Origin of the sequence: Rhizobacter sp., from assembly GCA_021153565.1 — a bacterium.
In the GTDB taxonomy this organism is placed as follows: domain Bacteria; phylum Pseudomonadota; class Gammaproteobacteria; order Burkholderiales; family Burkholderiaceae_C; genus Albitalea.
Genome location: JAJKJU010000299.1, coordinates 25,564 through 41,093, shown reverse-complemented (window position 1 = coordinate 41,093; position 15,530 = coordinate 25,564). Strand labels below are relative to the sequence as shown.

Here is a 15,530-nt window from a genome sequence, read left to right as displayed (position 1 = left end):
CGGTCTGCCCGGGGCTCAGGTTCGCAAAGCTGCTCCAGTTGGCACTCATCAGCTCGGCGCCGCTGAGGTTGAAGACCTGCACGGCGGACGTGCCGTCGCCGGTGAAGCTCAGGCCGCCCCACTGTGCCGTGACGCTGCCCGTGGCGGGCAGCGTGGCGAGCTGATCGGACAGCGCCGTCAAGCGGGCTTCTTCGCTGGCGAACGAGAAGTCGGGTGCGGCTTGCCCCACGACATCGCCGCTGGAGAGTTGGCCGGTGTGCTGGCTGGTGCCGTAGGTGGCGGTGCCGTGCAGGCTGCCGCCGTAGAACGTGAGGTTGCCGCCGACCACAGCCGACTGACCGTGATAGGCCAACCCGTTGGCGTTGACGCTGTAGTTCGCCAGCGTCAGGTCGTTGCCCGCCGCAATGGCGCCTTCGGTGTCGCTGCCAGTGCTGGTGAAGTCGTGAAAGGCGAAGACGTTGAAGGCGCCGGCGATGCCCAGATCGATCGGCAGTGAAGTGACCGGCGGCGGGGTGACCGTGATGCGCACCGTGGCGACGTTGGAGTCGAGTTGGCCGTCGTTGGCCTTGTAGGTGAAGCTGTCGCTGCCCAAGTAGCCCGTGGTCGGGGTGTAGCGCCATTGGCCGTCGGCCTGGCATACAACGCTGCCATGCTGCGGTGCGGTCACGATGGTGTAGCCCAGCGTGGCTGCGGCGTTGTCGACATCGGTGGCGGAAAGCGCCAGGTCCGTTGAGGCGTTGCCAACGACGCTGAGCGCCACGTCTTGAGCGACCGGCGCGTCGTTGACCGCGGCGATGGTGAGCGCCACGGTGGCGATGCCGCTATACGACAGCCCGTCACTGACGCGGTAGGTGAAGCTGTCGGTGCCATTGAAGTCGGGATCGGGCACATAGCTGAAGCGGCCGTCGGCATGCAGCAGGACGATGCCGTGGGCGGGGCCGCTGACGATGCCGCTCGTCAGCGGGTCGCCATCCACGTCGGTGGCGCTGGCCAGCGGGTTCAGGGTGAGCGAGCCGTCTTCGGCGACCGTGGCTGAGCTGTTGCCCAGCACCGGCGCGTCGTTCACCGGTGTGACCATCAGCGTTACCGAGGCGACGTTGGAATCGGCCTGACCGTCGTTGACGCGGTAGGTGAAGCTGTCGATGTCGTTGAAGTTGGCGGTTGGCTTGTAGGTGAAAGTGCCGTTGGTGTTCACCGTGAGCGTGCCGTGGGCGGGGCCGGCGACGATCGAGGCCGTGAGCGTGTCGCCGTCCGCGTCGCTGGCGGTGGCCAGCGGGTTCAGGATAAGCGATCCGTCTTCGGTGACTGTGGCCGAGCTGTTGCCCAGCACCGGCGCTTCGTTCACCGGTGTGACCGTAAGAGTTACCGTGGCGACGTCGGAATCGGCCTGGCCGTCGTTGACGCGGTAGGTGAAGCTGTCGATGCCGTTGAAGTTGGCGGTCGGCGTGTAGGTGAAGCTGCCGTCGGCGCTGATCGACAGTGTGCCGTGGGCGGGGCCGGTAACGATGGCGGCGCTCAGACCGTCGCCATCGATGTCGGAGGCATGTGCCAGCGGTGCCAGCGTGAAGCTGCCGTCTTCGTTCAGCGTGGCCGACTGGTCCTCCAGCACCGGCGCGTCGTTCACCGCATGGACGCTGAAGGTCAGCGTCGCCTCGTTCGAGGTCTGGTGGCCGTCGGTCAGCGTGAAGCGCAGCGTGTCGGTGCCGTTGAAGTTGGCGGCTGGGGTGTAGAGCCAGCTGCCGTCGGCCTGAACGCTGAGGGTGCCGTGGGCGGGCTCGGTGACGATGATGCCGGTCAGGGCATCGCCGTGGGCATCCGCGCCCAGGCTGGCCGGGGTGATACGCATGCTGCCGTCTTCCAGCAGTTGCAGCGTGGCGTCAACGGCCACCGGGGCGAAGTTGGCGGCGAGCACGGTGAACTGGACGGTGACTGGGGTGGACACCGACTCGCCGTCGCTGACCACGTAGCGGATGCTGTCGGGGCCAGTGAAGCTCGCATCGGGCGTGTAGCTGAGGCTGCCATCGGCGTTGGTTGTGAGGCTGCCGTGGGCGGGGGCGGTCACGATCTGCACCGTGAGTGCCGAGCCTTCGACATCGCTCGCGCCATTCAGCGGATCGAAAGTCCAGGGCTTGCCTGCCGACACGGTCGTGCTGAAGCTGGCGGGCGCGACCGGGGCATCGTTCACCGGGCGCACGCTCAATTGCACGGTGGCGGTGTTGGAGCTGCGGCCCGCGGTATCGACGACGCGATAGCTGAAGCTGTCGGCACCGAAGTAGTTGGACTCGGGCCGGTAGCTGAAGCTGCCGTCGGCATTGACCGTCAGGCTGCCATGCGCTGGGCCGGCCACGACCGCAGCGGTCAGCGACTCCCCATCTGCGCCGCTGGCGGTGGCCAGCGGGTCGATGACCACGGAGCCTTCTTCGTTCAACGTCACTGCCTGGTTGACCAGTTGCGGAAGATTGTTGACCGAACTCACGTTCAGGCTGACGGTTGCGACGTCGGAGTCGGCCTGGCCATCGCTCACGCGGTAGCTGAAGCTGTCGGCACCGACGTAGTTGGCCGATGATGTGTAGGTGAAGCTGCCGCTGTCGTTGAGCACCAGCGTGCCGTAGGTAGGCCCGGACACGATGGTGGCGACGAGGGCGTCGCCATCGACGTCAGACGCCGTCAGCGTGGCGCCGATGAGCAGCGGTGTGTCTTGTGCAAGCACCAGCGATTGGTAGCCCAAGACCGGCGCATCGTTGACCGATGCCACCGCCAGGCTCACCGTCGCTTCGTTCGAGTCTTCCGTTCCATCGTTCAGGCGGAAGCGCAGCGAATCGCTGCCGTGGTAGTTGGCCAATGGCACATAGGTGTAGGTGCCGTCGCCGTTGTCGTTCAATGCGCCGTGGGTCGGTGATTGCGCGATGGTGGCGGTGATGGCCGTGCTGGCAGTTCCACGCGCGAAGCTGCGCAGATCGATTAGCACACTGCCGTCTTCGGCGAGCGTGCTCGTTTCGTTGATTGCGTGGAACACTGGTGTGACAGGCTGCACCGTGAAGCGCACTTCGGCCGGGGCCGACGCTTGAACACCGTCGGTCACGCGGTAGGCGAACACGTCTTCACCGGAGTAGCCCACATCCGGTGTGTAGGTGTAGCGGCCATCGGCGGTGTTTTCCAGCGTGCCGTGCAGTGGCGCGTTAATCACGTCGACGGTCAAGACATCGCCGTCCACATCGCTGGCATGCGCCAGCGGGTAGAACACCAGCGGCTCGCCGGCAATCACCTCCTGCGTGCTGCTCGTGAGCACCGGCGCATCGTTCACCGAGGCAACCTGCAGCTGCACGGTGGCAATGGTGGAGACCTGCCCGCCGTCGTTGAAGCGGTAGCTGAAGCTGTCTGTGCCGTGGTAGTTGGCGAACGGCACGTAGTTCACTGTGCCATCGGCATTGAGCGTGGCGGTGCCGTGTTGCGGGGTGGTGACGAGTTCAACCTGTGCCGAGGCAGTGCCCAGCGTCACATCGTTGCCGAGCACTGTGATGGTGGTGGCAGCATCTTCAAGCGTGGACACCGCGTCGTCTTCAGCCACCGGGTCGCCAAGCACCTGCACGTCTCGCAGCGAGACATGGCTTTGCGTGGCATCAGCGCCAAGACCAAAGCCGAGCAGGTCAAACGAGAGGTAGACCGGCGTGTTGGCCAAGGCTTTCGGCAGGTCGATGTAGTAGGTGCTCGACCCGTCGGCATTGATCACCTTGCGGATGCCGGACGCAAGGCTCTCCTGTCCATCGGCCTGGATGTTGAGAAGTGCATCGGATCGCGTCAGCGACACGGTGCTGCCGACTGCCTGCATGGTGCTGGCGTTGAGCAGAGCAACCTCGAAAGCATCACCAGGGCTGCCGCTTCCGCTGGACTGAAGGCCTCGCGCATCCACAGTGAAGCGAAGGAAGCGGTCGTGATCCGTCAACGTCAGGATCTCGCCAGCATTCGTCTGTGTATTGGAACTTTCATTCAAGGTCAACTGGGTCATCGTGCTGTCAAAGACGACGCTGCCCTGGGTGCTCCAACCGCCAACCTGCTGAGCCTCGGCATGATTGACTGCGGTGGGGCCAGTCGAGTCCCAAACAACAGTAGCACCGATCACCACTCTCTCCGACTGAGATGGATCCCTTCGCTGCGCCAACACGAGAGCGGCATCAGCAGCACTCGGAATGCGGCGCACGCCAGGGGTGAGGTACTTGGCCATCACATCGACATCGCCCTCTGCGTGGCCCAGTCCCATCACGTGGCCCAGTTCGTGGACGAGCACCGTGAGCAGGTCCAGCTTGCCCTCGGCGGCGCTGCCAATTGATGCTTTGAACTCTTCGGATGTATCGCCGGAGCCGAATTCATCATGTTCGGCAGGCGTCGGATCGACGAACCAGCCCCAACCAGCGCCATCAGCAGAAAGGGCAATCTCCTGGCCCACGGTCAACGCAGCGACCCGTGGGGCGAGCGTGGTTATGGCAAATTCGGCGGAATCGAGCAAGGACGCCGGTGCACCAGCGTCGAGCCAGTATTGCCGGGCCACGGGCAACAAGGTCTCTATATTGACTAACGTCAGAGCAGGCGATGTGACGGTACCCTGAGCATTGACTTCTTGATACTTAGCTTGCTCTGCATTTTCCGGAGGATAGTTCCTGCTAATGACTTCTGAACCAGCCGGCGGCTTGGAGCCACGCTTTGTTATCAGAGTATTGACAGTGATCTCAGCGGCACCGTAAACCGGCTCGTTGAGTGCTGTCTTCGGATAGTCCACCCGGATCATATTGCCGTTTATATCGATCACCAGCAGGGTTCTCAGGGTTGGCGGAGGGCCGGCCGTTTCGAATCCCTTGTCGAGAGTTGACAATACTTCCGTGAGAGAAATGGCTTCACCCGCAAAACGCAAATCGAGCACGATTACAGACGCCTGCCTTTCACTCTTACTAGCAATGGTTTGAGCAATCGTTGCCAAACTGTTACCACCCGGCTGATAAATATCAACCGGAACCCCGTTGAGATCAGGAGTTGTTTTGCTGCTTAGCAAACGGTCTGGATAGCCAAGTACTTCACCATTTCTCCCAGTTCTGCCAAGGTCGTTGGTGATATGGGATGTTATTTCTCCCCTTTCAGGCAGAGCAAGAGTTTGGATCCCCGCTTGGTTTAACACCTTGTCCACTTCCATCTCTCGCAGCTTGATCTGAAGCTGTCCTGGTGTCAGGCCCGAGTCGCGCAGCTCCTCCGCACCACGAAATAAAGGCGACCATTCCGGCTTAGGCTCTGCCACCTTATTGGTATTGAGGTTAGAAACCTCAATTTCAATATTCTTGTTATGGACCCAGATCCCGGCCAAATCAACGAAATAGGTATGGAAATCCTCGACCTCCAGATTATATACTGGCGCCGACGACCATGAGTCTGATGGATACAGACATCTAACACTTATTAGATCACCGTTGTAAGTCAGTAATTCATCGCCCTCATTAAGATCGCGGACTGCAGTCCAACCCTTGCTTTCGACCCAGATAGGGTGCTCTCCCGTTACGTGAGTCACTGCATTGGCCGAACTTCCATATTTTTCAAAGTATGCAGGGCTGTAATTAAAACCTATCGACATCGTCTTTGCGCTGTGCTCATGCAATTTGACGATTCGCTTAGGCGCCATTTCGCCTGTAATTTCGCAGCGCGACAAGACTTTGTCGCCAACCCGAAGAAGTTCTATTTCGCAAAACTTTCCGTTCTCGAGGAGAACTAGTGTTTCACCACTAAAACATGTGCTCTCCAAGCCGGGCTTGTCGAGTGCTGCCTGCACAGCCTCTGTTTTTCCGCAATTGGTGTTATGTGCCCAAACCCCGATCTCACCGACGTAGTAGGTGTGAAAGTCTTCAACCTCGAAGTTATAGACGGACGTAAGAAATGGTCCGGCCAGTTGCAAGCTGTCGGATTTGAAGGCGCCCTCGTCGCTTGCCAAAGCTATGTGCACCTCGCCAAGCTCTAACACCATGCCCACACCCACTCTGTCGTCAGAGGCGAAACCCAGGTTTGCATACTGCGTTCGGCGGACCAATCCAGCGGCGTGTACCTGTGCCTTGCGTCCAGTGGAGAGCTGCAACACCAAGCCCGGTTCGAGGTACTCAGCGGCCATCCAATGCGTGCCGTCATCCAGTGGGGTTTCGATCCAGAACGGGTGATTCGGCGTGGCGATCAAGGTGATCAGTACTTCTGCGCCCTCTACCTTGACCTGCACTGCGTAGACCTGTTGGTCGAGGTGGGCCACGGTATTGATGACCCTCCGATAGCCTTTCTCACCACCATGCTCAGGTTGAGATAACACTCTCGTGCCCACGCGGACTTTCTCGATCGGCACGAGCCCGTTTTCGGTGTGCACGAGCGTACCGGCGACAAAGCAACCCTTTGGGCTCACCTCGCCCGCATCGGATACGTCGAGAAGGCCCTCGGCGGCCTTCTCGAATTCCTCGACCGTGAGCACACGCCCTTCGGACACCGTCACCCCGTTCGCGTCCTTGCGCGCTGACTCGATCACATATTCCCTGGTTGTCGTGGCCTTCTTGTACTCAAGCGACCGAAGCGGCGTTTCCTCGATCACACCCCGACGAAGTTGCTGCTCGAGGAACTCGACCTGCTTGACCTTGAGCTGAAGCTCTCGTTTCGCCGCAGGCGTTTCACCGAACCTCATGCTGCCGAAGAGCGCGAGCATGTTGTAGGACTCGTTCCGCAGCGCTTCGTAGTCCTTTTCGATCAACGCGGAGCCCATCTTGTACAGCCCCTCCGCGCCCAGGGTTACCGGGTTGTACTTCAGGAAGGCTAGGAACACGTGGTTGACGATTTCGCTTGCCGAAGCATCGCTTGCAAGCAGCTTCGTGAAGTCGGTATGCGTTGGCAAGTTGATTGCTTTGCCATCGGCAAGCGCCTTGGCCACGCCCACGACCGCGTTGGTCTCGATCAGCGTCAAGCCGCCAAGCAGACCTTCGACTGCCTGTGCCGCACTGGCAAGGTTCGTTGCAAGAACGCCGCCATTGGCGGTGTCGTACGCGATCGTGCCCAGTACACGTTGCGCGTCATCGATCTGCGCCAACATCTCGGAGTTGTCTTTGCCGAACAGCGCCAGCGCCGAGGCTGCAATCGAAGATCCCAGCGTCACCAGTTGTGCTGTCGTTCGGATCAGGAATGTGTTCCACGTCCCCTGGCTCTTGTCCAACTCGGGCGCGTCAATCTTCGGCACCTTGGCGGCAACGGCCGCCGACTGCACCGCCGTGAAGATGCTGGGAGCAAGCTCCTTGAGGTACGGCAAGTTCTGCAGCGTCAACGTGGGCAATGCCTGCTTGGACGAATACGTTCCCATGCCATAGATCCAGCCGAAGAGCTGGCCATTACCGGCGGTGTCATAGCGGGCCGGTGTGACCTCCGGGTATTGGTGGCTTTGCGCCCCGAAACCATCCCGGTCGATGGGCATCGTGAGCTTGCGGTCGGCCTGTTGGGCATTGATGGCAGCCTGAACCAGTTGACTCGCGTTCCACACGAAGATGGATCGGTACATCAGGTCGGAGTAGGCACCACCGGTGTAGTAACCTGAGGTGTCCTCAACGAAACCACTCGCATACAACATGCCGCTCTGGTCCAGGATCAGCTGGTCAAGCGCCACACCGGGAATAGGTGTCGTCGCGCCCAGGTAGACCGGCCCGCCTTCCTCGCCGAATGGATCCTGTATGACGCCGATCTTGCCGCCGATTTGCTTGCCAAGGCCATAGTTTTCGTAGTCCACGAAATGGACATCGTTGAAGAGGAAGTTGTAGTCGGCCACCAAGGCGTAAGTCTTGCCCTGGTACTTCAGCACGACGGTGTCAGCAGCCCGCTGAATGTTCTGCTGGTACTTTGCCTGCAGCCACCCCGGAACATTTTCAGGCTTGAGTGCAGTGTCCGCGACCGTGGCGCTGCCACTCAGTTTGCCCGTGCTCGAGTCAGTCTTGAAAGTGATGCCCGCGGCACCCTTGCTGATGTCCTTCGCGTTGGACACCAGGAACTGGCCGCGCTGTTCGCCGCTGTTGATGTACAGCGGCCCTTTGCCGAGGTAGGACGACGGGTAGGCGCCCAGATCCAGCTTCTTGACATAGGCGGGATCGACTTTGCTGCCAGCCCCCACGCCGAACAGGTCGATCACATACACGTTGCCCGGCGAGGGTGCTGGATAGTTGCTGATGTTGATGCGGCCCGCGGGTGCAGTGACAGCCAGATAGCGCCCGCTGTTGATGGCAAGGTCCCGGAAGCCAAGCGGAGCACTGAGATCCGGAATGGCCAGCGTCTGCTGCTTCTTCAGGAAGTTAGGCCCGGAGTCGATGTTGATCCGCACGAGACGGCCGCCCGCGCTGTAGTTGCTGCCCTCCACCACATATAGCCAGCCGTCATTCACCGCCAGGCTGCTGATTGGCGCCGAGGCACCGGCGACCGTATAGGTCACAACAATGTCCTGCGTCATCGTGTCGAAGACATAGATCTTGTTGTTGCGGCCCGCGATGAAGGCCAGCCTGCCGTCGTCGTTGAAGACGATCTGGCTTGCGTATGCCCCGCTCAGTTCAAGCGGCTTGCCCTTGTTGTCTTTGATGATCTGGCCAATCAACACCGGCTGACGATTGCCCCCGGGCTGAAAGATGTCGATGGTGTTGGCCGTGGTCACGAGCGTATCGACCGACGGTGCAGGTGGCGCAGCGGGAATCAGTGCGCTGTAGATGGGCGCGTCCTCTGCCCGCGTGCTGTTGAACAAGTCCCGCAACGCGGATTTAGTGGGTGAGCCGCCCCCTTTGTCGGGCTTGGCTACGCCTGGAATGTCGCTCGGTCCGATCAAGCGGCGCATGCCGGGCGGCAACTCGGGATTCATCAGGCTGTCGGCGCTGCCGTCGCCCACAACACCCAGAATCGCGCCCAGTTGCTCCAGCACAGTGGTCAGCAGGTCGATGCGGCCTTTGGCCGCGCCGCCCGAGACCGCCAGGCTGACTGCCGCCTCGTCGTATGAGGCAGCAAAGTTCGAGTCGATGTCGGGGTTCGTCCCAAGGTACCAGCCCCACGTCGCCGCATTGCGTGACAACACGATGGTGTGCGCGTCGACGTAGGACAGGCTGTTGCCGGCAAGGTCTTCGATCTTGATCATGACGTCATCGAGCAGCTTCATGTCCGCGCCAGCGTACTGCCAAACCAATCGAGCCGCCGACAGCACTGCCTGTGCATCGGACGCGCTGAGCTGCAGCGCGCTGACGTTCGACCCCACCTCTGGCGCATACACCACAGACGCATGACGCAGCGGCCACAGCACGTCTGGATCTCCGTACCAACCAGGGGGCAGCGATGCCTTGGGCGCACGTTCGAGGTAGATGTTGTGCTGCGAAAGGGCAACGCCCTCCGGAAGCATGATCCGCAAGGTGCCATCAGCCTGAGGCGACACCTCGAACGGTTGCCAGATCAGCCCATTGACGGGCGCCGTACCAGGCGCAGTCACTTTCTCGATCTGGTCCCCGATCGGCACGAGCCACAGCTTGAGCTTGAAGACGCTGGACGCTTGGTCGAGTGGAATGAAGTTCACGCCGCTGACCGTCAGCTGGCGAGTCGTCGGGTTGTATTGCACGCCAGTGATGGCCGGCTTTTCCAGCGGCAGCGAAGGCGGCACGGGGAGGGAAACCGATGAATTGGGAAGCAGTGCACCTTGCGGAATTTGCAACTGGTATGAACCTTCGATCGTGTAGCGGACAGCGCTGACCGCGTTCATCGAGCCGAAGGCCGCGAGAGCACTCATGGCCATGATCGGCGTCGGCATGATCGCGGCGAATGCCAGCGACGACCAGATGGCATTGAAGTCGATCAGCGCGCCGGATATCTTGGCCGCGCCCGTCTGGGCGTCGACCTTGGCAGATCCGGTCACCAGGATATTGCCTCCACCGGTGATACCGACGTAAGGCGTGCTGGAGGTGCGCGCCACTCCATCAGAACCGATCACGCCGTTGTCCATCAGCCACCAGGTCTTGTGAAGTACGCCGTCGGCGTCGCGAATTTCGCCTTCCTGCCAGAAGAAGACTTCGGTGCCGGCGGCAAGCGTCGCGAGTTGCGCGGTAACGGGGTCGATCGACGGAGTGACCTTCAAGGCCAGCTGAATCGGAACACGGGACGTCGCGCCACTCAGGTCAATGCGAACAGCGCCGAGCGCCGGCAGCATGTCCGATGCAGGCAGGGGTGTCTGCAGCGCACCGAGATCCAGACTGCTGATGGAAGCAAGGGTGTTGTTGGAGAGGGCATCTGCGCCGATGGTCAGGGTGTTTCCTTGCTCATCCTGCGTTACGACACCGGCCCCGACCGTGGCGATCGTCGGGCCCGTGTTGGCAACCCGGACCTTCAGTTGCATCGTGCCTTGGCGGCCACCATGGATGGCGGTGATCGTTGCTGCACCGCTTGACTTGGCCGTGATCAGTCCGTCAGCCGAAATGTCGGCGATGGAGGGGTCACTGATGAAGTAGCGCGTCCCGCTCGCCGCAAGACTGATGTCTGCCCCCAGGATCGTGCCGTCCAGCACGTGCACGTCGATCTGGCGCTGCCCACCTTGTGCAGACAGGTCGATCGACAACGGATAGACGTTCAACTCATTGCCAAAGCGATCCAGGTCGGGAGCCACAGGCGAGAGTGCCACCGTGATGGCATTCACGATCGAATAAGCGCCCGCCCTGATCGTGACAACCGCCACGCCTTCCGTCTTGGCATGGAGGAAGCCGTTCCCGTCGACCGAGATCACACCCGGGTTGTCAGACGAAATCTGGTAGTAGCTCGCAGGCAGGGTGACACCGACCTCGTCGGCAAAGTCACCTGTGATCTGCAGGGCCTGGGCAGTGCCCATGCTCAGAATCGGCAGGCGCGTCACCACAATGTTGCGCAGCGGTGCCGAGCTGACATGCACGCTCAGGGCGATCGGCGTCCCGACTGCGAACCCATCGTCGGCTTGCACGATGACGGTCGCCTCGCCAGCGTAGCCGGCCCCCGGCGTGAACACGATGCCCTGACCGTCGGCGCTGAGCGTGGCAGTGCCATGCGCGGCACCCAGAACACGCCAGAAGATGGCATCACCTTCGAGATCCTGGGCGAACGACGCGAGGCTGCGCTGCGTCGACAGGTTCACATGCGTCGTCAATGCAGGGCCGCTGGGCTGTACTGCCGCCACCGGCGCCTGGTTGGCTCGCCAGCCGTAGTTGGCGTACAGCACCTGGCGGTCGCTCGCGTTGGCAGTGCCATCGCCATTGATGTCGGCGCTTGCACCGCCCTGCTCCCAGGCCGCGCTGTCGGCACCATCGATATCGCCATCGCGGTCCATATCGCCAGCCAGGCTCACACGCACGCTCACGCTGCCATTGCCTTGCAGCGTCAGCAGCTTGAGGCCGGCTTCGGTCACGCGCAGCAGCGTCACGGTACGCGCGCCGCTGGTGGCTCGGCCGAGCACGGTGGCGCCAACCGCTTGCAGCTGGACTGTGGCGCCTGTTGTTTCAACGGCGATGATTACCGCGCCTTGTGCGCCCGGCGTCTTGACCGTCGAGGCCAGCTCGGTGTCGCGCACGGTGAAGCTCAGGTTCACGGCTTGCGTGCCGTTGAGCGTGCCGCTCCAGGTGTTGGTCGGCGTGGCCGCATTGGCCAACCAGCCCACCGCTGCGCCGAGGTTGGCGGTGATGGGGTCGCTGATCAGGCTGCCGTCGTCGTGGTAGCCGACCATGCGGCCGGCGTCGGCCGAGTACAGGCTGCGCGCCAGCACGAGGCGGCCTTGCGCGTCGTAGCGGTAGGCAATGGCCTGGGCTTCGCCCGATGCCGCGGGACCGGCCACGCGCTCGATGCGACCTTGGGCATTGCGCACGAACTCGATGCGTGCCGTCGGGTCGGTAGCGCCCACGAGGGCGATGCCGGCATCACTGACCAGCCATCGCTGTCCGTCGGCGAAGGCGATGGCTTGAACCTTGCCTTGCGCGTCCAGCGTGTAGCGCGTGCCGTCGGGGCCGGTGAGCACATAGGCTTGCGGCACCCAAGGCAAGCCGGTGGCCTGGTCGAGCAGGCGCAGGCCTTGGCGTTGCAGCGAGATCGGCTGGGTCGCATCAACGGCGTCCACGGCTTGCAGCGTCCAGCCGTTGCTGGTGCTGAAGACGGGATGCAGCACGGTGGGGGCACCGGTCTGGTTGGCTAGTCGCTCGGTGGTGGTGGACAAGGTGAAGTTGAGGTACTGCGTTGCAGCCTCGGGCTGTGACACGCTGGCCGGCACTTGCAACCAGACGCGTGCACCTTGCAGCCACGGCGCCACAGCGCCCAGCGGCGTGAGGCCGGCTTGGTCGTGCGTGAGGTGGGTGTCCAGAATGGGCATCGCCCAGTTGCCGAACTCACCTTGAGACGCGCCATCGGCAGACCCATCTTGGGCTGCGATGGCCGTGGCGAAGTCGCGCGTCAGCGCAAAGGCATGGTCGCCGAGCTGGAACACGGCATCGGTGGTGCGGGCTTGCGTCAGCGCTTTGGTGGCGGAATCGATGACCACGCGGGTCTCGATTTCGGAGATGCGGCCCGTGAGGTCTGACGCGCTCAGGCGCAATCGGTACACCCCGTTGGCAAGCAGGCCAGGGTCCAGCGTCGCCAGCGACACCAGGGCATTGCTGCCGGCTGCGGCGTCGTCTTGTTGCGCCAGCGTGCGCCATGCGGCGCCGTTGGCTGTGCCTGCCACGGTCGAATCATTGGCCGCTGCAATCTCAAGCTTCCAGCCCATCAACTGCAGCTCGGTCAGGTGAGCTTGCAGCGTGGTGGTCTCAGCCACTGTGACGGGTGCTGTGCTGAGGGTGCCGCCTTCGAGCGAGCCGCCCCACACGAGCTGCGGCGCCGCCGTGTCCAAGGGATCGCGCACGCGGATCGTTTGGGTGCTGGTGCCGACGAAGCCGTCGGCATCGGTCGCCGTCACGCGCAGCTCGATCAAGCCCGGCGCCGTGGCGGTGAGGCGCACGCGGCCCAGGTTGTCCAGCGTGACGGGTGCCCAGTCGGCCTGGCCCATGGCAGCGCCGCGCATTTGCACCTGGATGCTGGCGATCGGGCTGAAGGCGCTTGCACGCACCGTGCCCACCACGGTCTGGCCTGGCAGCACCGGGGTGCTCGGCGTGGCGTTGACGAGGATCTTCGGCTCGTTGGCCGAGGCCTCGGCCACCACGCGCAGCGTGAAGGTCTCGGTGGTGGTGTTGCGGCCATCGCTGACCTGGGCGATCATGATGAAGTCGCCCACCTGGCCAGGGCCTGGCGTCCAGTTCAGTCGGCCAGCGGCAGCGTCATAGCTCGCGCCCTCGGGCAGGTTGCTGAACGACACGCTGAGGGCCTGGGTCTGCGCAGCGCCATCGGCGTCGCTGACGCGCAGCGCGCCGGCCGCTGCCGTCGTGCCCTTGACCACGGGCAGGCTGAAGCTCTGGCCCACCAGCATGGCGTGGCTGGCCGTGCTGATGGCCGGCGCGCGGTTCACGTCGAACACGCGCACTTGCACCGTGCGCAGCGTGGTCGCGCTGCCATCGGTGGCGGTGAAGCTGAACGTGAAGGCGCGCGAATCGCCAGTGGCGTCGTTCACCACGTCGGCGCCCGGCGTCCACTCGAAGTTGCCGCTGAGCGGGTCGAAGCTCACGCCGGCCGGGGTGTTCTGGTCATACACCAATGCCAGCTGGGTGGCGTCGTTGTCGGCATCGGCAGCCAGCATGGTGAAGGCCAGGGTCTGCCCTTCCTGCACGAGTTGCAGCGGCATCGGCATCAGGCGCGGTGCCTGGTTGACGTTGCGCACCACCAGGTCGATCTCGCGCGTCGTGCTGGCGCTGCCGTCACTGCCCCTGACCAGCAGCGTGTAGTGGCCCGGGGCGGCGCCGTTGCTGTTGTCGGACTGGGCCGCAAACAGGCCTGGCGTCCATTTCAGCGTCAACCGTGTCTGGCCGTCTGAGCCTGCAACCGGAACCATGGTCATGCCTTGCGGCAAGCCGCTGACGGACCACTGCACGTGGTCAAAATCGGCGTCGCGTGCAGACAGCTCGATGGCCACCGCCACGCCTTCATCGGCGGTGATGGTGGTCTTGGTACCGGCCAGCGCGTCGCCCGCGATGGTGGCGCCGGTGGCCTGAACCGCAATGAGTTGAGGCGTCTGGTTGGCCGCCCGCACGACGATGCGCACATCGGCCACGCTGGTGTTGGGTACCGGCGGATGTTCGGGGTCGAGGATGTAGCCGGCGTCTGCAGGCGGCAAGCCGCTGTCGCTGACTTCCAGGCTCAGGTCGAACACACCGGCCTGGCCGGCCGTTGGCGTCCAGGCGATATAGGCGTGGCCGTATTGCGGGTCATTGACGATGTGCGCACCGGCGGGCAGGCCTTGTGCGGCATAGGTCAGCGCGTCTTGGTCGAGGTCGCTCACCAGGATAGGAATGCGGATCTCTTGGCCCACGACCGCCACTGATTGCCGCGGCACCTGGATCACAGGCGCCTCGGACGGGCTGCGCACCGTCACGACGAAGCTCTTGGCCTGCGCCAGCGCCTGGTCTACATCGCCATCGCCGTCGTCTTGTGCGACCAGCGTGAGGGTGTAGTCGCCGCGGTGGCCCGCGGAAGGCGCGAAGTGGATGATGCCGGTGATGCTGCTGCCCGGCACGCTGGTCTGCGTGTAGGTCGCAAACGAGGGCAGGCCCGCGACGCTGAAGTTGATCGGGTTGCCATCGGCGTCCACAGCGCTCACCGGGATGTCGAGCACGGCGCCGCAGTCAATGAACGCATTGGTCACGTCGCCGATTTGCGGTGCGCGGTTGGCGTTGCTCACCACGATGGGCACGATGATCTGGCTGCTGAGCGGGGTGCCAGTGCCGCCGCCGTCATCGGTGGCCGTGACGGTGACGTGGTAGGTGCCCGCCTGAGCGTAGCCCGGCGTCCAGACCAGCTCCAGCGTGTCGGGGTCGAAGCTCGCGCCTGCGGGCAGGCCGCTCACCTGGTAAGTCACGGTGGCCGCGCTGCCCTCGCCTCCCGTGGCGGGGCCGGTGGGTGACAGACGGACCTTGGGCTCGAAGCCTGGGTTGTCCGGGTCGATTGCGAACACGCTGATGCGCAGCGGTTGGCCTTCAAGCACGTTCCAGGTTTCGACGGCGTCGAACACCGGCGCACCGTTGGCGTTGAGCACGTTCAGCACGATCTCGCGGGTCACGCTGGTGGTCACCGGGTCGCTGCCGTCGGCCGGCGTGTAGGTAGCAGTGAGCGTGACGGGCAGGCGCAGCGTGCCGGCCTGGGCGTAGTCAGGCGTCCATTCGAGCCAACCGGTCTCGGTGTTGAGCGTGGCGCCGCCCGGCAACCACGGGCTGTCGTAGCTCAGTGCGATCGTCTTTCCGTCTGCCTGGCTCAGCCCGCCCGGCATGCTGCCGGGCAATTGAAGGGCATAGCGATCCCCTTCGCGCAGTGTTTGCGCGGGCACCACGCCGAGCACCGGCTTGGCGTAACCCTGTTCCACATGCAGCGTG

1 protein-coding gene is annotated in these 15,530 nt (G+C 63.2%); it reads right to left on the bottom strand.

Annotation, left to right across the window (positions count from 1 at the left end):
- Positions 1-15,520 (bottom strand): Ig-like domain-containing protein (locus AC30NL_RS18825; protein ID WP_489465517.1); only part of this gene is annotated, 15,520 nt, incomplete at its 3' end.
- Positions 15,521-15,530: the final 10 nt, after the last annotated feature.